Raw genomic sequence first — 20,590 nt, 5'->3', positions numbered from 1 at the left:
CTCCGCAAACCCCAGTTTTTGGTTCGCTTTGGTGGCGAAGCCGCCAAAACGAACCAAAAAATCTCGTGGCGCGGCGCAGCCGCGCCACACCCTACCGCCGGAGGCGACCTTGCCAAAGCTTTGTTACAATGAAGAACAGGTTGTAGGGCGGTAGCCCTATGCGTATGCCAGCGCAAACGGCCAGCGAAGCTGGCCGTTTGCACCATAAAGGAAAAATATATGTCAGATTTTGATGGGTTGCGCCAGAATTTGTCACGCATGTTTGGGCAGGTTTTGTCGCATGTGCCCGCCCTGGCTCAGACGTGGGGCCGGACGTTTGAGTCGGTGATTAGTGAAGAGGTGCCGTTTACCCGGTTGCAGAAGCCGTTGCGTGAGGTGCGCATAGCCCTCGCGACGACTGGTGGCGTTCATCTGCGCAGCCAGACGCCGTTTGATATGGCTGATTCCCGGGGCGATGCGACCTTTCGCTCGATCCCTTCTGCGACCCCGCGTGAGGATTTGATGATCACGCATGACTATTACGATCATACCAATGCCGACCGTGATCTCAATCTTCTCTTCCCGCTGGAACATCTGCGCGATCTTGTTGCTGCCGGCCATATCGGCAGCCTGGGTACGTGTTATGGCTTTATGGGCCATATCGAGCCGCCCCATCTCGAGGCTTTGATCAATGAGACGGCACCTGAGGCGGCGCGTTTGATGCGCGAGGAAGGCGTCGATGCGCTGCTGCTCACCCCTGGCTGAGGACTCTGCAATCAGTCCGTGGGACTGATCGCACGCGCCGCTGAGGCCGCTGGCATCGCAACGGTGAGCATTGTTGGGCTGCGCGAGATTGCCGAACGGGTGCGCCCACCGCGTACGGTGCATCTCAAGTGGCCGTTTGGGCATCCGCTCGGCGAACCAGGCAATGCCGCGCAACAGCTAAGCGTGATCCACTACGCGCTCGAAAAGCTCTATACCGCCGAAGAGCCGGGCCTCATTTTTGAGCCGGACTGGCGCTGGCGCCGCGAACGGTATGCTCTGCCTGAGGGCTGGGATTTTTAAACGCACACCGAGACCGGCCAAAGGCCGGTCTCGGTGTGCGTTACCTTATGCGTAGCCTGCACCTGCGGGTTGCGCTTCTTGGTCGTTCGTTACTAGTTCAATCGTCTGCACGGCCCCGTCACGCAGGTGAACAATGCGGTCGGCATAACGCGCTACGCCCATGTCGTGAGTGACAAGCAACAGGGTTCGACCTTCGTTGCGGACAAGCTGGCGCAACAAGTGCATAATGTCGGTGCCTGTTTTGCTGTCGAGGTTGCCGGTCGGCTCGTCGGCCAGGATGAGCCAGGGATTATTGGCGAGGGCGCGGGCAATGGCAACCCGCTGCTGCTCGCCACCACTCAATTCGGACGGACGATGGTCGCCACGAGCGCCTAGCCCGAGTTGCTCAAGTAAGCCGAGGGCGCGTGTTTTGCGCTGCGAGGTGGGCATGCCCGCGAGCATCAACGGCACGGCCACGTTTTCCCAGGCTGTCTTGATCGGCAACAGGTTGAAGCTCTGAAAAATAAACCCGAGCGTATCGCGCCGGTAGACCACGAGCTGCTGGTCGCTACTGCGGCCCAGTTCTAGCCCTGCCACCCAGACCTCGCCGCCTGTGGGGCGTACCAACCCGCCGATCAGATGCAGCAGCGTCGATTTGCCGCTGCCGCTTGGGCCGACAAGCGCGACAAATTCACCGGGCGCAATCGTCAGGTCAACCCCACGAAGCGCGTCTACGGCAGTCTTGCCCATCTGATAGCGACGGGCTAGCGCCATTGTCTTGATCAACGGTTCCTGCATAGTGATCCTCGAAGGTTTTTTGCTAACGCACGATGCCAGCTTTGCTGGCATCGTGCGTCAGAAAAAACCTTCTACTCTAGCCCTTCGCCTACAGCGATGGCTTCATCTCCACTCAGCGTCCCGGCAATGACATAACGAATCCCGTCCACTTCCCAGCGCAACAAGCTCCCCTGGCCGTTGTTGCCGCTGATCAAAGTCGCCGGTACACCATCGACGGTGACCTCTTCGACCACACTACCCGTAGGTGGCTCGCGGTCGCGCCCGACATCTTCGTTGCTCTGCACCACGCTCATGCTGCCGGTGTCGCCGCTATAGTTCAGAATGACGGTTGAAGTGCCAACTACGCGTACTTCGATCAGCGTCATCCCGGCGGGAATGTAGGTCGGCTCACGCAGGACAAAACTGACGGACGTGCGCGCCTCTTCGATCGTTGCTGCCGCAGGTGCCCGCTCGCTCATCTGCGCAATCAGTTCCTCGGCCTGAATAATCGTCGTGCCAGCAGGTGGGGTAAAGGCAAAGATGTCGGCACTCAGCCCGCTGTTCGTCTCAATGCTCTGCACTTCCATGGTTCCCTGGCCAAAGTCACGTGCATCCACGGCGAGCTTGAGCGGCAGGGCGAGCTCGGTATCAACCCACATTGTCCCCTCAATGATACCATCAAGTTGCAACTGGGCGGTCGTTTCACTCTTTGGTGTAACCAGGACTTTCCAGGTCTCGTTGCCAGCAACCTGTTCGGTACCAAGCACTTCCAGGTTCACGGCCTCAAGGCCCTGCGCGATGATGTCAGTCAACATCGTGGCCGCGCCAGCCGGCGTGGCTTGCATGGCATCCTTCATCTGACCGGCTTCACCGGTGATCGCGGTATTCTCGGCGGGATTGTAGAGCCAGAAGGTTGTCCCGTCGCTCACCGCGATGGTGCCAACCATGGCCGCCTCGCTTGCCTCAAGCACCTCGACGCGCATCCGGCCAATTGGCTTCCCAGCGGCATCGGTCTCCCCGGTCTTCTGCATCCAACCCTCAACCACAATCCGACCTGACTGCTCGGGCGAGGTGAAATCAAAGGCTACGGTCGCATGGGCATCATTCATCCCCTCGCGAGCCGTCTCCATCCGCTCGACAATCTCTTCAGCAGTTGGCAGTGCCTCGGTACAGGCTGCAAGGCTCAACACACTGATCAACAAGACAAGAAATAAGCTTATTCGTCGCATGGGTATCCTCCAATGATCAATCGTCTCTTTATGTTGTACCACCAGACGCGATCACAAGCTAGACACAGCCTATGATCAACATGTTACCAAGTATGACAGCGCAAGCCAGGTGTATCAATGTGCGCAAAGCATGCTACCATAAGCCGTCATTTCTTTGGGCTCGTTTGCAATGTGTTGGAGGAAGGCTATGGAATGGTATGCCGATGAGGTGCGCTCGCTTGAGCAGATGCGCAAGCAAGAGGCTCCTGGGCGGATTATGTTCTATGGGAGTTCGTCGTTTCGCCTGTGGGAGACGCTGACCGAGGATCTGTCGCCCTGGCCGGTGGTCAATCATGCGTTTGGTGGCTCAACGCTGGCTGCCTGTGTGTACTTTTTTGAGCGTCTGGTGAAACCATATGCCCCACGCAGCTTGATCTGCTATGCCGGCGATAATGATCTGGGTGATGGGCAAGCACCAGCGTCAGTGATTGCATCATTTCGCACGTTGCTTGGCAAAGTTGATCAGCACCTCGGCCCGATCCCGTTTGCTTTTGTATCGATCAAGGCTAGCCCCGCCCGTTGGTATCTTCGCGAGCAGATCTGCACCGTCAATGAAGCTATTCGCGAAGAGCTGCGCGCACGTACCCTTGGCTACTTTATTGATGTCTACCATCCTATGCTCAACCGGGATGGAACTCCACGCCAGACGCTCTTTGCCGATGATGGGCTCCACCTCAGCCCTGAAGGCTATCAACTCTGGACAGAGATCCTTGCTGCGTATCGCTATCCTCTTCTTGAACCATAATGAGTCCATAATCCAAGTTCCATCAACTCTTAACATGCAAGTAATCTGGAAATTTTACAATAGGGTAGTTGTGCGTCTTACCAATACCCTATTACCCTGTCCGCTTACCTCGGACACAAAATGAACAGATGCTGCGAGCCTATCATAGCTGGTGGAGCCCCCATCTTCAACGCTCAATGGAGTTGCTGGTCTTTGGGCATGCGGGTGCTCGTGTAATTGTCTTTCCAACACGCAGTGGCCGCTTTTTTGATTATGAAAATTGGGGCCTGGTTGAGGCATTGCGCTCATCAATCGAGCAAGGGTATTTACAGCTCTATTGTGTTGATAGTATCGACGCAGAGAGCCTCTATGCCTATTGGCGCGCCCCGCACGAGCGCATTTTGCGCCATATGGAGTATGAGCGTTATATTCTCGATGAAGTGGTGCCGTTTTCACGGCAGATCAATGCCAACCCCTTTTTAATTGCGCACGGATGCAGCCTTGGTGCCTACCATGCCGCCAATATTGCCTTGCGCCATCCCCATCTTTTTCACAAAGTTGTGGCCCTCAGTGGGCGTTACGATCTCACCACTCCGGTTGGATCGTATCCTGGCCTCTTTGATAATTACTATTGTGAAAAGGTCTATTTTCATACCCCTTGTCATTTTATTTCTCAGATCGGCGATCAGCATTTGCTTGATGCATTACGGCGCATGGAGATTACGCTGGTGATTGGTGAGGCAGATGTTTTTCTTGATAACAATCGCCACTTTAGTGCGCTGCTTTGGGCAAAGGGCATCTGGCATGGGTTGCACTATTGGGATGGCGAGGCGCATCGCCCAGCCTACTGGCGCCGCATGATTGGGCTGTATTTGTAAAGTCATTGGGTTAAACCCCAGCCTTTTGGATCACGCCCCTCCCCGTAGATGGGCGCACCAGCGTGGGAAGCAGCCCCAGGCATCTCGCTCGTGCTGGTGAAAACGGCCAGCACAAGCGAGGTTTTTTAGGGCGTCAGCCCTACCGTTCATGTGCATCGATCCTTCGCCCATTCACCGAAGCCATGCTACAATTGAGCCACCAGAGGGTGAAAAGGGAGAAGGATCATCGCGTGGGCAAATCATTTTTCTCGATCTATCGTCATGGATTCGCCAGGGTTGCCGTTGGGGTGCCGGCGGTGCGCGTGGCCGATCCGCTCTTCCATGCGCAGCAGACGCTTGCTCTGGCGCAGCGCGCCCATGCATCTGGCGCTGTGGTGGTTATCTTTCCCGAACTGGGCCTCTCGGCCTATAGCAACGAAGACCTCTTTCATCAGGATGCTTTGCTCGATGCTTCCCGTGAAGCGTTAGCGCAGGTGGTCGCGGCGAGTCTGGCGTTGCCGCTGTTGATCATCGTTGGTGTGCCGCTGCGTACCGAAGGACGCCTCTTCAATTGTGCGGTCGCCATCCATGCCGGACGCATCCTTGGCGTGACGCCCAAGAGCTTTCTGCCCAATTATCGCGAGTTTTATGAGAAGCGTCAGTTTGCCGCCGCCCGTGATGCCCTTGGCACGACCATCGAAATTGGTGGCGCGTCGGTTCCTTTTGGTAGCGACCTGATCTATGTCGCGCAGGGTTTGCCTGGTTTGCTGGTGCATGCCGAGATCTGTGAGGATGTCTGGACTCCCATTCCGCCGAGCACCTATGCTGCGCTAGCGGGGGCGACGGTGCTCTGCAATCTGTCGGCGAGCAATATTACGATTGGCAAAGCCGATTATCGGCATGCGCTCTGTGCCGGTCAGTCGGGCCGCTGTGTGGCGGCCTACCTCTACTCGGCGGCTGGCCCCGGTGAGAGTACGACCGATCTGGCCTGGGACGGCCACGCGTTGATCTATGAAAATGGCGAACTGCTGGCCGAGTCCGAACGCTTTGCCGATGATGAGCAACTGATCCTGGCGGATGTTGATCTGGAGCGGCTCGCCCAGGATCGCATGCGTCTCGGCAGTTTCACCGACACGGTTCACGATCACCGCGAAGCCTTGCGCCAGTTTCGGCAGATCCCCTTTGCGCTTGAGGTTCCCACAGGCGAACTCGCCCTGATCCGTACGGTCGAGCGGTTTCCCTTTGTGCCCAACGATCCGGTGACCCGTGACGCCCGTTGTTACGAAGCGTACAATATTCAGGTGCATGGTCTGATCAAGCGGCTCAAAGCCACTGGCATCAACCATCTGGTCATCGGCGTCTCGGGCGGGCTCGACAGCACGCAGGCGCTGATTGTGGCGGCCCGGACAATGGATCGCCTGGGCTTGCCCCGCCGCAATATCCTCGCCTATACGATGCCGGGCTTTGCGACCTCTGAGCATACTCGTTCCAATGCCCATGCCTTGATGGAGGCGCTGGGCGTAACGGCGAACGAAATTGACATTCGCCCCTCAGCCTTGCAGATGCTCAACGATCTTGGACATCCCTATGCGGCAGGCGAGCCGGTCTATGACATTACCTTTGAAAATGTCCAGGCTGGCGAACGCACCTCGCACCTCTTTCGGCTCGCCAACTTCCACAACGCGCTGGTGCTTGGCACTGGCGACCTGAGCGAACTGGCCCTGGGTTGGGCCACCTATGGCGTTGGCGATCAGATGTCGCACTACAACGTCAACGCTTCGGTGCCCAAGACGCTGATTCAACACCTGATCCGTTGGGTGATCAGGTCTGGTGACTTTGACGCGTCGGCAGGCGTCATCCTGCAATCGATTCTGGAGACCGAAATCTCGCCCGAGCTTGTCCCGGCGAGCGACGGCTCGGCGAGTGAACCAGCGCAGAGCACCGAGGCGAAGATCGGGCCATACGCGCTGCAAGATTTCAACCTCTACTACATCACGCGCTATGGCTTTCGCCCCAGCAAAGTTGCCTTTCTCTCCCATCACGCCTGGTCAGACGCCACGCGGGGCGCGTGGCCGGACGGCTTGCCCATTGCCCAGCAGATCGCCTACGATCTGCCCATCATCAAACAGTGGCTCGGAGTCTTTTTGTACCGCTTTTTCCAGATCAGCCAGTTCAAACGCTCAGCCATGCCCAACGGCCCCAAAGTCGGCTCGGGCGGCTCACTTTCACCGCGTGGCGACTGGCGTGCCCCAAGCGACTCTGAGGCACGGGTCTGGTTAGATGAATTACGCGCCAACGTACCATAAGGAGCGACAATACGCCTATGCGAAGCATACCCATTGTACAGATTGGACTCGGCGGCGTTGGCCGCGAGCTTGTTCGGCAGGTGCTCGCCACCCGTGAGGCGCTGGCAAAACATTATCGGTTGAGCCTAGTCTACCTTGCGCTGGCGGACAGTGGCGGCGTGCATGCAACCGGCGCGGCGCTCACCAGGGATGAGATCGAGGCGACGCTGGCGGCCAAAGCCGAAGGGCGCTCGGTTGCGACCGTCGCAGGCAAAAGCTCGGGGATGCCGTGGTCTTCGCTGGCGCTGCGCGAGGCGGCGATCTTCGTTGATGTCTCGGCGGCCCCTGGTCACGAGATGATGCTGGCTGATCGCGTTGCCTCAGGGAGCCGGGTGGTGCTGGCGAATAAGTTGCCGCTCAGCGCCGGGCTTGCGCAGTTTCAGGCCCTGATGGCTGAGGGCGCGACGCGCTATGAGGCCACAGTTGGCGCTGGCTTGCCGATCATTGCGACCCTGCAAGCCTTGCTTGACAGCGGTGATACCGTGACGCGCATCGAGGCCGCGATGAGTGGGACCCTCGGGTATCTGTGCAGCCAACTCGAAGCGGGTGAGTCACTCTCGACCGCACTGCGGGCCGCCCATGCCCTTGGCTATACCGAGCCTGATCCCCGCGATGATCTTAGTGGGGCCGACGTTGCCCGCAAAGCGCTTATTCTCGCCCGTACCTGTGGCCTGCCGTGGAGCATCAACGATGTCCCTGCCGAGCCGTGGTTTCCCCCGGCGATGGCCGGGCTCAGTCGCGATGAGTTCCTGGCGCGCGCTGAAGAACTCGATGCATCCTTTGCTTCCCGGGTCGCCGAGGCCCGTGCAGTCGGTGGGGCACTGCGCTATGTGGCGACTGTGACACCCCAGGGAGCAAGTGTTGGCCTGCGCATCGTCCCTACCGAGCACCCACTTGCCAGCCTGCGTGGGGCTGACAACCTCTTTAGCTTCACCACGGCCCGCTACGCCGAGCGCCCGCTGGTGGTGCGTGGGCCCGGGGCCGGGCAGGCGTTGACCGCCGCTGGCGTCCTGGCGGATATTGTTGCCACCGCTCGGGAAATGTAAGACGTTGCCGTAGCGACGTTGCACTGCAACGTCGCTACGGCAACGCTACCATATGGCCACGGTGGGGCTTGTGATTGATAACGCATTGTGTTATCATGACGCATAGCGGCATACAAGAAAAATCGTAAGGAGTAAAGCAATGACGCTTGAGCCAGCAGAGGGTGATGTGCCCTATCATCCGTTGTATATCAATGGTGAATGGTGTGATGCCCAGGAGGAGCGCAGGTTCTTAGTGACTGAGCCTGCTACAGGTGAGCCGCTGGCTCGTGTTGCGCATGCGAGCCATGCTGATGTCGATCGAGCGGTTGCCGCTGCGCGTCAAGCGTTTGATAAAGGACCCTGGCCGCATACCCCCCATTACGAGCGTGCGCATATTATTCATCAGTTGGCGCAACTCGTTCAAGAGCGCAGTTCAGAACTGGCCGAGCTGGAAACGCGCGACGGTGGCGTGCCCATCCGCAAGACGACCTTCAACGACATCCCGCTTGGCCTCCATATGATTCACGTCTTTGGTGAACTCGCCCGCCGTTCACCCTACGAGCCCTTGCCGTGGAATGATTTTCCAACCGTCTCGTGGAACTTTGTCTGGCGTGATCCGTTCGGGGTGTGTGCCCAGATTATCCCCTGGAATTATGCCTTCTGTATGGCCGTCTGGAAGATCTTCCCGGCCCTGGCAACCGGCAATACGGTGGTCTTCAAACCGTCGTCGCTGGCCCCGCTGACCGCGATCGAACTGGTGCGCATTATTGATGAGTCGGGCCTCTTGCCTCGCGGTACGGTCAACCTGATCACCGGACCCGGCGGTGACGTTGGCGAATATCTGGTTGGTCACCCCAAGATCGACAAGGTTGCCTTTACGGGCTCGACCGAGGTCGGGCGCAAGATTATGGGCATTGCCGCCCCCCATATCAAGAAGGTGACGCTCGAACTTGGGGGCAAGTCACCAAGCATTATTTTGCCTGATGCCGATCTCGAAAAAGCCATCGATGGCGTGTTGTTTGGCATGTTTTATCATGCTGGCCAGCTCTGTGAAGCCGGAACACGCTGCTTTGTGCCGAGCTCAATGTATGACGAGGTTGTCGAACGCCTTGTGCATCGGACGCGGCAACTGCGCGTTGGTGATCCGCTCGATCTTGCTACTGATATTGGCCCGTTGATTAGTTTCAAGCAGCGTGATACGGTTGAGCGTTATATTGCGCTTGGCCGTGAAGAGGGCGCAAATGTCGTGATTGGCGGTGGCCGCCCCATCGGTGAAGCGTATGAGCGCGGGCCATTCGTTGAGCCGACGATCTTTGCCAATGTTAAAAATCGGTCACGGCTGGCTCAGGAAGAGATCTTTGGCCCGGTCTTTGCGATCATTCGCTATGAGGAGATCGGTGACGCCATTGAAATGGCAAATGACTCGATCTACGGTCTCGCCGCCTCGGTCTGGTCGGAAGATATTCAACAGGCGATCGAAGTTGCGAAACGGCTGCGTACTGGTACGGTTGGGATCAACGAGCACCACGTGCTCAATCCCTATGCCCCGTTTGGCGGCCATAAAGAGAGTGGCATTGGCCGCGAAATGGGTATCGCTGGCATGCTTGAATATACCGAGCCAAAGCATATCCACGTTGATTTCCAACGGCACCGCTCGGGCAAGATCTGGTGGGATGCGTTGCTCCCACCACTCGATGAAGAAGCGTAACGCTTTTCGCTTGACTTGGAAAAACGGCCAGCATTGCTGGCCGTTTTGCTATGCCAGGCGAAACCATGGTCGAGAAAGATGTGACCAGATTCCTACTCACAACGCACCTGCCAACATAGTACAATGAAATGTGAACGAATCTACGTTATAAGTCTGTGAAGACTTTCATACAAGTAAGGTCAGGTCTCACTATGAAACCACTGCGTATCCCTACGGTGATCGGGGCGTTTGTGATCGCAATCCTGGGCTCCGCGCTCGCCTTCGTGCTCTGGCAGGTGCCTCAAGGGGTTGCCCAAGAGCAGCAACCTATGTTGACGTATCCACCCCAGGACCCCACCCCGACAGTCGGGCCAAATCCTACCGTTATGCCCGCGCTGGCGAGCGTGATGCTCGCCGAGGCTACCTTTGACATGCCCGAGGCGCTTGATGCCTGGGAGGTCGTTGATCTCGAATTTGTGCTCGCCGATAACCGGGCCAATTGGCAGGTGAGCGATGGCTACCTGGTGCAGAATCGCGCTGGCCCTGCCTTCAGCCCGTCGATCCACCAGACGGCAGCGTTGATTGGCGACGAGACCTGGCGTGACTATACCGTGCAGGTCAGTTTCTACGACCAGCTCAATGGGACGGCAGGTCTCATTGCCCGCTATCAGGGTGACGATCCGCTTACCGCGACCTACTATCGCTATCGCATCATCAAAAATAGCTTCCGCGATACGCCGCGTCAGGTGCTCGAACGGGTCGAACGAGGGGTTGCCGTGCCGCTGGCCGAAGTGCAGCAGGTTGGTTTTGATGAGCGGATGTGGCACGTCTTGAGCATGCAGGTCGTGGGCAACGCCATCGAAGTTCGCATGAATGGCGAACTGATGCTCCAGGCTGTTGATGCTAATCCGTTGCCAGCAGGCAAGGCTGGTATTGCTACCAGGGCCGTCGGCACGATCCTTTTTGACGATGTTGTGGTGGTGACGCCATAGCGTAGGCCACGTCGATGCGATAACCACCGTTCTTGCGTAACCTGGCTTACGCGTACCTTGTTGGAGGACACCACGATGCGACGTTTTTATCTCGTGTTAAGTGGCTTGCTCATGCTCAGTCTGCTGAGTGTGAGTAGCCCTGTTTTTGCACAGAATCCACCGGTGCCAAACTTTGCCTTCCAGTTTGAAATACCTGGCATCTCAGAACCGAAGTTCCCAAGTGTGGCCGGGTTTGATCGGCAGATCCATGTTGTGACGAATTCAAGTCGCCAGCATGCCATCTATTTGACCAAACAGGATACGGCCCCGGCCTTTTCGCCGCTCCAGGTGATCGGTCGTGCTGAAGGCACGCCTGACTATTCGCCCCTTGCTACCGCCACGGGTGTCGATGGCACCGTCCACGTTGCGTGGATCAATGGGCCTGAACGGACGATTTACTATACCCAGAAACCGCTCGGTGGGGTGTTTGGCCCGATCCGTACGGCTTATGTCTCACGCATTTTTCCAGCCAATTTGCACATGAATGTCGCCAGCGATGGGGGCATCTTTATTGGCTGGCGTGAAGTTGATGCTCCGATCCATATTGTCCGCTCAGGTGATAATGGTGTGAACTGGACTTCACCCTATCGCCTTGGTGCTTCTACGGCCCTTGGTGCCCCTACGATTGCCAGGGGCTTGCAGGGCCAGATCGCCGTTGCCTATGCTGCCGGCTTCGCTGATGGCTTGCGCATCTTTGTGGCATTTTGGAATGGCAATGGCTTCGATGCGCAACTCGTGAGTCCGTTTGATGGCGATTATGCCGATCCCGGGGCAACCTTTGCGCCGGATGGTCAGCTCTCTCTGCTCTGGCGGGGGATCGAAAATTCACCCAACTCGGGAATCTGGCTCGGTACGTACCAGGGCGGCACGCAATGGCAAATCAATCGCTTGACCGATCGCGTCAATTCCATCAGTACCTCGAATATTTTTGCCGATACCCGGGGCAATCTTCACGCGGCCTGGATTGCCGATTTCAATCGTACGCAACACCTCTTCTATTCAATCCGTCCTCGTGGAGGTGTCTTTGGCAATCCTTTGATGGTGCCGAGCCCTGGTGGTAGTATCTTTAATGGGCGCATTGCGACGACCCTTGGCGATGGTCAGGCCTTTACCCATACGGTTCACGAGGTCTTTGGCGGCAGTGGCCTCGCCGTCAATTATGCGCTCGTGTCGGCGAATATCGCCCAGGATGTCAATGCCTTCCCGGTGATCGAGGGTGGCGCTCCTATCGCTCGGTTTGATACGACCTCAAAGCTGGTGCAGGTGCGCTTCGATAATATTCAGGGTACCCCGGTGCAGATGCGCTGGCGTTGGGGCGCTCCACTTGATGCTGCGAATGATGACTCGGGTGGCTGGCAATCCTTTGCGAATCCTGCCTCGATCGAGGTGCCACAACACATTATCAATGCCCTTGCCTGTGCGCCTGTCACCCTCTATACCCAGGTACGCGGCGACGATGGCTCGGTCAGTCCCGTGCAGAGCGATGACATTATCCTTGATGGCGAGATTGATGCCAGTGTCTATGCTGGTAATCCCTATGGTGTCAACAAGGCCCCGATCTTTACCGCGCTGAGTGACCTTGCGACTCTGGCTGATGATGGAAGGGAAGGCGCAAGCAAGGGGCATCCTGCCTATACCCGTGCGCCGCTGGTGTATCTTGAGTTGCGTAGCCTCAATGATTGCAGTCAGTTGCAGTCAGTTGCCATTGGTCGCGATGCAAGTGCCTTTGGGCGTGATGCAAGTATCCTTGGTGAACCAACCGAGTTGACCAATGAGTTTTTTGCGAATGTGATTCCTTATCCTGGGACGATGAATCAGGGTGCAAACCCGTTGGTTGTACGCGTCACCGATAAGGTTGGCAATTTCCTCGACTATCCAGCGACGATGATCTATGATACCGTGAAACCGGTGCTGGCCTCGAGTACTGCCGAGTCGTTGACGGCGACGGTCGATCTTTCTGCTACAATTGTGACCCGCCTTACCGTGCGTGATGTCGCGGTGACGGATAATCTCTATCCGGGCCGTGGCTTCTGGGGCGTGTGGGTCGCCAATAGTCGGACGCCTATTGCCTCTCCTGCAACGTCGTCGGCGCTCAACTGGATTCCGGTTGAGGTGTCGGGTGGCGCAAGTAGCTTTGATGTACCAGGGTGGAGCCTTGCCAATGGCCTTGAGGCGAGTGCAGTCTCGCCTGGTGATTACTATATCTATCTGCGTTTCCTTGATGGTGCCGGCAATGCGACTGATGGGGTGATCTCGACGATGATCACCGTTGAAACGATTACGCAGCCAAAGGTGCATCTGCCGCTGATCCGGCGTTAAGTAGTCTGTCAAGATTGCTGAGAGCGAGGGCGGGATGCCCTCGCTCTCAGGGCGCGAAGTTTTCGGGCATTCTGGAGTGCTGGCTTTAGCCGGCTGAAGCCGGCACTCCCTTCGGCAGCAGAGCAGAAAACGTAGGTTACACTCTACTGAGTAAACATCCAAAAAACGTCGTTGATAGAACTGTGTTGGGGATAAGATCTGTGTTGCGTCGTGAAGCCTTGCTGTTGCGCCTGAAAGATCGAGCGTATGGCCCCTGGATCATTCTGGCGGTTTGTTTGTTGCTGCTTCCAATCAGTTTGCCCCGCGTCGCGTTGAGTGATGAGGTGCAATATTACGCGTACCTGCGCTCGGTCTATTTTGACCGCGATCTCGATTTTCAGAATGAGTATCTCTATTTTGCCGAGCAGGGGCGGCAATTTGGTGATGAAGCCGTCGCGAATGCGTTACTCCGTGAGGATGCCGTCAATCCCAATCCAACCACCGGTCTGCTCCGCAATGTAGCGCCGGTCGGGTCGGCGATCATGTGGGCACCGGGGTTTGTGCTCGCTGATCTGGCGGTTGTTCTGGCTAATGCGTTTGGCGCATCCATTCCCCGTGATGGCTTTTCGCGCCCGTATATTGTGGCGGTTTCCCTGATGACCGTCCTCTATACCTGCCTCGGGTTGCAGCTGACCTATCGGTTGGCGCGACGGTATAGCGACGATGTTGTGGCAACAATCGCGACGCTGACGGTGTTCCTGGCGTCGCCACTGGTCTTTTATACCTATATCGCGATGGTCTGGTCGCACGGGCCGGGCTTTTTTCTCTGGTCGCTCTTTCTCTATCTCTGGATTGATGCCTGGGGCAAGGGTGAGCAGCGCAGCCTGGGGCGCTGGTTGGCGCTTGGGGTGATCGGTGGGTTGATGGTGATCACCCGCGAGCAACTCGGTCTGTTGATGCTTGTCCCTGCACTGGAAGCCCTCGGACTCTACTGGCGCTTGCTCCGTGAACGCCGTTTCGCCGCTGTGCCAGGGCTTCTGGGCCGTCACGTTGCGTTTCTGCTCACGCTGGTACTGACCGTGACGCCACAGCTCGTTGCCTATCAGATCCTCAATGGGCGCCCCGGGCCGTCGGCAACCGTGGCGGGCAAACTCGACTGGACAAGTCCCAATTTCTTCAATACCCTCTTTGATCCTGGGCGGGGGGCGTTTCTTTGGGCACCTGTGCTTGCCCTTGGTCTGCTGGGCTTGATCTGGTTGGCCCGCCAGGATCGGGGGCTGGCGTTGCTCTTGCTGGCCGGTTTTCTCGCTCAGACCTATATCAACGGGGCGTTTGGGACGACCTGGCATTTGCGGGGGGCGTTTGGCTTTCGCCGCTTGATCGAGATGACGCCCATCTTTGTGATGGGGTTGGCTGCGTTGCTGATGTGGCTGCGCCCACGGATCGGGCTTGGGCCGATTCTGCTTGGCGCGGCCTTGTTGATCTATTGGAATGTCGGCTTGATTGCCCAGTGGACAATTATTCGTCCTGCGCTGCGGCGCGAGTTGATCTGGTCTGATATGCTCTACTACCAGTTTGTCGAGGTGCCCCGCCAGATCGTTGATCGACTTGGCGCGTTGCTCTTTGATCGGTGCCGTCTGACCACCAATCAAACCTGTTGAGGGTGGAACCTTCTGGCGCTTGCGCGTATGCTGGCGTACGAGGCCAGCGAAGCTGGCCTCGTACGCTGAGTTCACAACGCCTTCTGGCCTTCGCGGGTGCTGGCGAGCGTGCCAAGATGGCAGGCTTCGCTGAGGCTCACCAGGTAGGGTAGGTCGTTGCCGTATTCGATTACCGAGATGCTGGCGTTGGTGACCCAGATCCGGTTGATGCGATCCATGTTCATCCCCAGCGCATCGGCCACGAGAATTTTGACCACGACATCGTGCGTGCTGATCAAAACGGTCTGATCCATATGGGTCGCCGTGATCTGCTCACGGAAATCGAGGGTGCGCTTCAGCACATTCGAGAAACTCTCGCCCCCCGGCATCTGCGAGCGGGTTGGGTGTTCGCGCCATTCACGGAGACCATCGGCGTATTTGCTGGTGATTTCGTCAGCGTATTTGCCTTCCCATTCCCCATGATTGATCTCAAGTAGGGCTTCAGAATAGGCAAAGGGGGTGTTGGGATGGAAGGCGGCAATAGCTTCGGCTGTACGCGCAGCGCGTTGCAGCCGGCTACTGTAGATCTGATCGATCTTCTCAGACTTGAGGCGTTCGGCGAGCGCGGCTGCCTGGCGCATACCTAGTTCTGAGAGGGCTGCATCAAGCTGGCCCTGATACCGATGAATCCGATTCCATTCGCTTTCGCCATGACGAACAATGATGAGACGCATATCGAGCTTACCTTTATGTTACATAGAGAGCACCAAACCTCCAGGTGTCCATTATAAAGCAATCGTGCATCTGTGTGGCTACCTGGTGTATAATCAGCACGTCATGGAACAGCCACGCGATCAGCATGAGCAGTCGATGCCGCCCCGAGGGAATGCCTATCGTCTGAGTAGACTGATAGCGTCGTTCAAGTATGCCTTTCAGGGGCTAGGGTATCTGGTGCGTACGCAGCGCAATGCTCAGATCCATTGTTTTGCTGCGCTAGTGGCGACGCTGCTTGGTGCGTTGCTGCGCATCGAGCGCTGGGAATGGCTGATCCTGGTGTTGACAATGACCCTGGTGCTTGCCGCCGAAGGGGTCAATACGGCCGTTGAGGCCACCGTTGATCTGGCCACAACGAGCTATCATCCGCTGGCGAAAATTGCCAAGGATGTCGCGGCAGGAACGGTCTTGCTCTGTGCGTTTGGCAGTATTGTTGTTGGGTGTTTGATCTTTTTGCCCCGGCTGATTGCCTGGTTTTGATAGTAAGTTACGATCATGTGGCCTCTGGTTCGCCAGGCTCGTTATCTTGGGCGCTACCGTGAAATTACCCAGGTTCTTGTTGGGCATGGGTTTGGTGCGCTGGTCGAGCAACTTGGTCTGATCTCGTTGCTGTCGCTGCCCCGCCGTGCGGTGCTGCGCGTGCCGCCGACCCCGCCGCTTGGCACGGCTGGCCGTCTGCGTGAGGCGCTGGTGGCGCTGGGGCCAACGTTTGTCAAGCTGGGGCAGGCTTTCAGTACGCGCCCCGATCTCTTGCCCCCCGAGTTTGTCACCGAACTTGGCAAACTGCAGGATACTGTGCCCTCGTTTCCGGCTGAGGTAGCCATTGCGACGATTGAAGAGTGCCTCGGTCGCCCGGTTGATCAGATTTTTGCCAGTTTCGATCCGGTTCCCCTGGCCGCCGCGTCGCTTGGTCAGGTTCATGCCGCGCAGTTGCATACCGGCGAAAAGGTCGTCGTCAAGGTGCAGCGCCCTGATATTGCTGGGCGCATCAATACTGACCTCGCGATTCTCGCTGATCTCGCAGTCCTCGCACAGGAACGCTTACCCCTGGGGCAACAGTATAATTTGATTGAATTGACCTGGGAATTTACCGCGACACTCCGGGCTGAACTCGATTATCGGCGTGAGGGACGCAATGCCGATCGCTTCCGGCGCCTCTTTGCCGAGCATGACTCGATCTATATTCCTCAGATCTATTGGGAGTACAGCGGCAGCAAGGTTCTGACCAGTGAGCGGCTCTATGGGGTCAAGGTGACGGATCATGTGGGCCTGGAAGCCGCTGGGATTGATCGGGTCGGGTTGGCGCGCAATTGTCTCGCCTTGATTTTGCGCGAAATCTTTACCTTTGGCTTTTTCCATAGCGATCCGCATCCCGGTAATTTTTTCGCCATGCCCGGTGAAGTCCTTGGCGTCGTTGATTATGGGCAGATGGGGAGCCTTGATGCCCACACGACCCACGCGCTCCTTTTGCTCTTGACGTCAATGGTTGACCAGAATACCGATGGTACGATCCGATCGCTTGAGCGTCTGGGCCTGATTACACGGCGTGAGATCACCCCTCAGTTGCAGCGTGATCTTGAACGTTTTACCCAGGGTTTTGTTGATCGCCCACTCTGTGAAATTTCAGCTCAAGAGACGATCAATGAATTGCTGAGCCTGCTGCGGCGCCATCACATCCGCCTCCCCGGTCCACTGGCCCTCTTGATGAAGGCGCTGGTGATGATGGAGGGCGTCGGTTTGCAGCTCGATCCGCAGCTCGATGTCTTTGGCATTGCGCGTCCGTATGTCGAGAAAGCTATTCTGGAAGACCTCGCCCCGGCGAATCTGGGCAATCAGGCGCTGCGCGGGGTGCGTGATCTGGGCGAAGTGGCGGTGGAATTGCCCTACCAGGCGAGTGATCTGATCCATCGGTTGAATAGCGGCGAATTGCGCATTCAGACTGAAGAACGCGAATTGCGCCGGGTGGCCGGTGCGCTCGTCGGGGCCGCCAATCGGCTGGCGGTGGCGGTGGTGCTGGCGGCCCTGATCCTCGGTATTGGCATGCTTGCGGTCGCCATTGGCATTGGTGGGTGGACGGGTGTGTTGCCCAACCTGTTGCTTGGCTTTAGTGTCGCGGCGTTCCTCTTGACCGGGGTTGCGCTCGTTTTTGCGCTGCTGCGCCGTTGGGAATGAGATCTATTCGCCGTAACGTTAGGGCTGGTGCCCTAATGTTAAGGCTTGTGCTGGCGAAAATAGCTATTAGACCTGGATCTTTTGCCAGGTGCCTGCGTTGAAGCGCCACAGCACCAGGATTGCTTGCAACGTGAAATCACTGCACATCGCGAGCCAGATGCCGGCGAGCCCAAGGTTCAACCCGCCAACCAGCAGGAAGGTTAAGGGCAGACGGACGAGCCAGGTCGTTACGAGGCGGCTGTAGAGCGGCCAGCGGGTATCGCCGGCGCCTCGCAACGCCCCAAGCAGGATAAAGCTGACTGCCAGCGCCGGTTGCACCAGTCCAGCGGCACGGAGCACAGGGATCGCTGCTTCGATCACGTTCGGATCGTTGGTAAAGAAGGCCAGCAGTTGTTGCGGAAAGAGGATCATCAGCCCACCGACAGCACTCATCATCAAGCCACCCTGGAGCAGCGCTTCGTAGGCAAAACGTTTCGCTTGCTGTGGCTGGCGTGCGCCGAGTGATTGCCCAACGAGGGCACTGGTCGCGGCTGCATAGCCCATGCCGGGAAGAAACGAGAGTGACTCGATCGTGATCGAGATCGTATGCGCAGCATAGGCGGCAGTGCCCAGGCCCGTCACAAAACGAACGAAGATCAATAGGGCTGCTTGAAAGACAAACTGCTCGCCTGCCGTGGGGAGCCCGACGTTGAGCAGTCGCCGCATTGTTTCAGGGTCAGGCCGGTGGTCAAAGACAAAGCGCAGACCGGCATGCCCACGGAAGAGCAGGCCTAGCATTATGAGACCCCCTAGCCCGCGGGCCAGTGCGGTGCCAACGGCGGCCCCATGGACCCCGAGGGCAGGCGCACCGAGTTGCCCATTGACCAGCAACCACGAGACCCCGATGTTCAACGCATTGACCCCCAGCATCACGAGTAACGGGGTGCGTGTATCGCCCGCCCCACGCAAACAGGCCGTGCCAACTAGGAGCAACGTCGCGGGCAAAAAGGTGGCGGCATTGATATGAATGTAACTCGCGCCGAGACTCTGTACCTCGACTGGCGCCCCGACCAGCCGCAGGAAAGGCTCGGCAACCAAAAAGCCCAGTAGGGTCGCTGCCAGTCCCACCAGTGAAGCGAGAAAGATCGTCTGGCGGATGATCCGTACCAGACTGGCCTCGTCTTTGGCCCCGATGGCGCGTGAGACCAGGGCCGTCGCCCCGATGCCGACCGCCATAAACAGAACCATCATAAGCCAGGTGAATTGATTGCCTAGCCCGGCTGCGGTCAGAGCGGTTGCACTGCCATAGCCAAGCTGTGCGGTTGCTTCGGCGCTCAGGTTACCGACAAGATAGATGTCAACCAGACCGACCAGGGTGTTGAGGAGTTGTTCACCGACGGCTGGCAGGGCCAGGAGCAAGACCCGTTTGCGGAGCTTGATGGTAGGAAGGCGAACTTCGCCTTGAGCGGTGGTTGTTACATGCATAAAACGATCTGACCATCTCTTATCTACTCAGGCGATCTTCGCGCCAGCGGAAGACAAACTGCTTTTCGCCGGCCCGATCACGGCGGAAGCGCCAGAGTCGGGTTGGGCGTCCGCGCCCTTCGCGGGTCAACTGGGTCTCTTCGAGGAGGCCCGACTCTTTGATTTTGCGGTAAAAATTGCCTTTATCAAGCTCTTCGCCGAGAATCTGTTCATAGATATGTTTCAGTTCAAGGATCGAAAAGAGCTCGGGCAACAATTGAAACGCCAGCGTTGTATACTCCAGCTTTGAACGCAGGCGCGAGATGGCATAGGCCAGGATCTGGTCGTGGTCAAACGCAAGCCGTTCGGGTAACGCGCTGACCGGGAACCAGCGCACGTCGGTGCTCTCGTCACTCGCACGGATCTTCTGGGCATCGGCGCTGATCAAGGCAATATAGGCGACACTGATCACCCGCGAGCGCGGATCGCGGCCTACTTCGCCAAAGGTATAGAGTTGCTCGAGATAGACATCGCGTACCCCGGTCTCTTCGGCCAGTTCACGGCGCGCCGACTCAACGAGTGACTCGTCCATATTGATAAACCCACCAGGGATGGCCCAGTAGCCTTCAAACGGCCAGTGACGCCGCTGGACAAGCAAGACGTGCAGTTCCTGGTTGATCAGGGTAAAGATCACCACATCAACGGTCACCGAGGGGCGCTGGTAGTGGGTCGGGTCATATGTGGCAGCAGACTCCTCCATAATGTGCTCCTCATGATAGTGTTACTTCTACACTATGATAGGGCACTCTGCGATGAGTGTCAAGCCGGGACAGAGTGTGTGCTGCGTGTTACAATGGTGCGCATGTATGCTGTCATTGTTGCCAATGCCCCTGCCTTTATGATCGAGCCATTTTATGGCCTGTTGAGTCATGCTGATCTTTTGATTGCTGCAGATGGTGGTGGCAATAGCTTGTATCGCGCTGGTTTGACCCCTGATCTGTTGGTGGGCGACCTCGACTCGCTCAAGCCACAGGCGTTACATGCGTTTCGTCAGGCCGGGGTTGTGATCCACCAGTATCCACCCGCCAAAGACGAGACTGATCTGGAACTTGCCTTGCTCCAGGCCGTTGCTGCGAATGCAACCCGCATTGATATTCTGGGGGCGCTGGGCGGGCGGTTCGATCAGAGCCTGGCGAATGTGGCGCTGCTCGCCCTGCCCGAGCTCGCCTCGTGCCGGGTGCGTCTGCTTGATGCCGAGCAAGAGGTGTATCTGGCGCATCAGTCGGTGGTGATCAATGGTGCTATCGGCGACGTTGTTTCGCTCTTGCCGCTGGGGGGGCCTGCCCGTGGCATTACGACCCGGGGGCTTGAGTATAGCCTGTATGAAGCTGACCTCTACTTCGAACACTCCCGTGGCATCAGCAATACCATTATCACAACACCTGCGCACGTGAGTGTGCGCGAGGGTTTGTTGGTGATTGTGCATCGTTTTACCCGCTAGCGCGAAGATGTTGACCACCAAGCCA

General features: G+C 57.6%; 18 protein-coding genes. 13 read left to right on the top strand and 5 right to left on the bottom strand.

Translation table 11 applies throughout. The features are described 5' to 3' along the window. Positions 1-219: 219 nt before the first annotated feature. Positions 220-744, top strand: a complete 525-nt coding sequence (locus EYB53_RS06355) for a glycine/sarcosine/betaine reductase selenoprotein B family protein (RefSeq protein ID WP_135477371.1) — start codon at positions 220-222, stop codon at positions 742-744. A gap of 18 nt (positions 745-762) precedes the next feature. Beyond that, on the top strand, positions 763-1,044 hold the full coding sequence (locus tag EYB53_RS06350) for a hypothetical protein (protein WP_135477370.1): 282 nt from the start codon (positions 763-765) through the stop codon (positions 1,042-1,044). 45 nt (positions 1,045-1,089) lie between these two features. Here the strand turns inward: EYB53_RS06350 and EYB53_RS06345 are convergent, their stop codons facing one another. Continuing rightward, positions 1,090-1,821, bottom strand: coding sequence for an ABC transporter ATP-binding protein (locus EYB53_RS06345; protein ID WP_135477369.1), 732 nt, complete (start codon positions 1,819-1,821; stop codon positions 1,090-1,092). A gap of 71 nt (positions 1,822-1,892) precedes the next feature. Continuing rightward, on the bottom strand, positions 1,893-3,029 hold the full coding sequence (locus tag EYB53_RS06340) for a DUF4367 domain-containing protein (RefSeq protein WP_135477368.1): 1,137 nt from the start codon (positions 3,027-3,029) through the stop codon (positions 1,893-1,895). Between the two features lie 187 nt (positions 3,030-3,216). Here EYB53_RS06340 and EYB53_RS06335 point away from each other — a divergent pair, with 187 nt between their 5' ends. The 8 genes from EYB53_RS06335 to EYB53_RS06300 all read left to right on the top strand — a co-directional run bounded on the left by EYB53_RS06335 (position 3,217) and on the right by EYB53_RS06300 (position 14,696). After that, complete coding sequence (locus tag EYB53_RS06335; RefSeq protein ID WP_135477367.1) at positions 3,217-3,813, top strand: SGNH/GDSL hydrolase family protein; 597 nt, start codon at positions 3,217-3,219, stop codon at positions 3,811-3,813. 128 nt (positions 3,814-3,941) lie between these two features. Beyond that, entirely contained in the window at positions 3,942-4,670 is a 729-nt protein-coding gene (locus EYB53_RS06330; RefSeq protein WP_135477366.1) for an esterase family protein, read from the top strand. Between the two features lie 230 nt (positions 4,671-4,900). Next, entirely contained in the window at positions 4,901-6,955 is a 2,055-nt protein-coding gene (locus EYB53_RS06325) for an NAD(+) synthase (RefSeq protein ID WP_371879075.1), read from the top strand. Between the two features lie 17 nt (positions 6,956-6,972). Continuing rightward, the gene (locus EYB53_RS06320) at positions 6,973-8,040 is read left to right on the top strand and encodes a homoserine dehydrogenase family protein (RefSeq protein ID WP_135477364.1); all 1,068 of its coding nucleotides are present in this window, start codon (positions 6,973-6,975) and stop codon (positions 8,038-8,040) included. A 139-nt stretch (positions 8,041-8,179) separates the two neighbouring features. Beyond that, positions 8,180-9,727 (top strand): aldehyde dehydrogenase family protein, encoded by a 1,548-nt coding sequence (locus EYB53_RS06315; RefSeq protein WP_135477363.1) that lies wholly within the window; start codon positions 8,180-8,182, stop codon positions 9,725-9,727. Between the two features lie 191 nt (positions 9,728-9,918). Next, entirely contained in the window at positions 9,919-10,698 is a 780-nt protein-coding gene (locus tag EYB53_RS06310) for a 3-keto-alpha-glucoside-1,2-lyase-like domain-containing protein (protein WP_135477362.1), read from the top strand. A gap of 75 nt (positions 10,699-10,773) precedes the next feature. After that, positions 10,774-13,056 carry a hypothetical protein gene (locus EYB53_RS06305; RefSeq protein WP_135477361.1) on the top strand — a complete coding sequence of 761 codons (2,283 nt, stop codon included), beginning with the start codon at positions 10,774-10,776 and terminating at the stop codon, positions 13,054-13,056. A 200-nt stretch (positions 13,057-13,256) separates the two neighbouring features. Continuing rightward, the gene (locus tag EYB53_RS06300; RefSeq protein ID WP_371879074.1) at positions 13,257-14,696 is read left to right on the top strand and encodes a glycosyltransferase family protein; all 1,440 of its coding nucleotides are present in this window, start codon (positions 13,257-13,259) and stop codon (positions 14,694-14,696) included. A gap of 71 nt (positions 14,697-14,767) precedes the next feature. Here EYB53_RS06300 and EYB53_RS06295 read toward each other — a convergent pair whose 3' ends face one another. After that, on the bottom strand, positions 14,768-15,409 hold the full coding sequence (locus EYB53_RS06295; RefSeq protein ID WP_135477360.1) for a histidine phosphatase family protein: 642 nt from the start codon (positions 15,407-15,409) through the stop codon (positions 14,768-14,770). Positions 15,410-15,512: 103 nt separating this feature from the next. On the opposite strand from EYB53_RS06295, the gene EYB53_RS06290 reads away from it, so the two are divergent. Together EYB53_RS06290 and EYB53_RS06285 are read left to right on the top strand one after the other, a co-directional pair. Continuing rightward, complete coding sequence (locus EYB53_RS06290; RefSeq protein ID WP_254150934.1) at positions 15,513-15,929, top strand: diacylglycerol kinase family protein; 417 nt, start codon at positions 15,513-15,515, stop codon at positions 15,927-15,929. 15 nt (positions 15,930-15,944) lie between these two features. Further along, entirely contained in the window at positions 15,945-17,621 is a 1,677-nt protein-coding gene (locus EYB53_RS06285) for an ABC1 kinase family protein (RefSeq protein ID WP_135477359.1), read from the top strand. Positions 17,622-17,687: 66 nt separating this feature from the next. Here the strand turns inward: EYB53_RS06285 and EYB53_RS06280 are convergent, their stop codons facing one another. Next, the gene (locus EYB53_RS06280) at positions 17,688-19,085 is read right to left on the bottom strand and encodes an MATE family efflux transporter (RefSeq protein WP_135477358.1); all 1,398 of its coding nucleotides are present in this window, start codon (positions 19,083-19,085) and stop codon (positions 17,688-17,690) included. Between the two features lie 19 nt (positions 19,086-19,104). Continuing rightward, entirely contained in the window at positions 19,105-19,824 is a 720-nt protein-coding gene (locus EYB53_RS06275) for an NUDIX hydrolase (protein WP_135477357.1), read from the bottom strand. A 12-nt stretch (positions 19,825-19,836) separates the two neighbouring features. Between EYB53_RS06275 and EYB53_RS06270 the strand changes: the two genes are divergently transcribed. Next, a complete protein-coding gene (locus tag EYB53_RS06270; protein ID WP_254150933.1) occupies positions 19,837-20,565 on the top strand; it encodes a thiamine diphosphokinase in 729 nt (242 codons plus the stop codon). The last annotated feature ends 25 nt before the right edge of the window (positions 20,566-20,590 follow it).

The sequence above is a fragment of the Candidatus Chloroploca mongolica genome, assembly GCF_004762035.2.
Taxonomy (GTDB): Bacteria; Chloroflexota; Chloroflexia; order Chloroflexales; family Chloroflexaceae; genus Chloroploca; species Chloroploca mongolica.
This window is presented reverse-complemented; position numbering and strand designations above follow the sequence as displayed.

Coding starts and splice junctions, on each gene's coding strand:
- EYB53_RS06355 (WP_135477371.1), top strand. CDS start 220: ATGTCAGATTTTGATGGGTTGCGCCAGAATTTGTCACGCATGTTTGGG.
- EYB53_RS06345 (WP_135477369.1), bottom strand. CDS start 1,821: ATGCAGGAACCGTTGATCAAGACAATGGCGCTAGCCCGTCGCTATCAG.
- EYB53_RS06340 (WP_135477368.1), bottom strand. CDS start 3,029: ATGCGACGAATAAGCTTATTTCTTGTCTTGTTGATCAGTGTGTTGAGC.
- EYB53_RS06335 (WP_135477367.1), top strand. CDS start 3,217: ATGGAATGGTATGCCGATGAGGTGCGCTCGCTTGAGCAGATGCGCAAG.
- EYB53_RS06330 (WP_135477366.1), top strand. CDS start 3,942: ATGCTGCGAGCCTATCATAGCTGGTGGAGCCCCCATCTTCAACGCTCA.
- EYB53_RS06320 (WP_135477364.1), top strand. CDS start 6,973: ATGCGAAGCATACCCATTGTACAGATTGGACTCGGCGGCGTTGGCCGC.
- EYB53_RS06315 (WP_135477363.1), top strand. CDS start 8,180: ATGACGCTTGAGCCAGCAGAGGGTGATGTGCCCTATCATCCGTTGTAT.
- EYB53_RS06310 (WP_135477362.1), top strand. CDS start 9,919: ATGAAACCACTGCGTATCCCTACGGTGATCGGGGCGTTTGTGATCGCA.
- EYB53_RS06305 (WP_135477361.1), top strand. CDS start 10,774: ATGCGACGTTTTTATCTCGTGTTAAGTGGCTTGCTCATGCTCAGTCTG.
- EYB53_RS06295 (WP_135477360.1), bottom strand. CDS start 15,409: ATGCGTCTCATCATTGTTCGTCATGGCGAAAGCGAATGGAATCGGATT.
- EYB53_RS06290 (WP_254150934.1), top strand. CDS start 15,513: ATGGAACAGCCACGCGATCAGCATGAGCAGTCGATGCCGCCCCGAGGG.
- EYB53_RS06285 (WP_135477359.1), top strand. CDS start 15,945: ATGTGGCCTCTGGTTCGCCAGGCTCGTTATCTTGGGCGCTACCGTGAA.
- EYB53_RS06280 (WP_135477358.1), bottom strand. CDS start 19,085: ATGCATGTAACAACCACCGCTCAAGGCGAAGTTCGCCTTCCTACCATC.
- EYB53_RS06275 (WP_135477357.1), bottom strand. CDS start 19,824: ATGGAGGAGTCTGCTGCCACATATGACCCGACCCACTACCAGCGCCCC.
- EYB53_RS06270 (WP_254150933.1), top strand. CDS start 19,837: ATGATAGTGTTACTTCTACACTATGATAGGGCACTCTGCGATGAGTGT.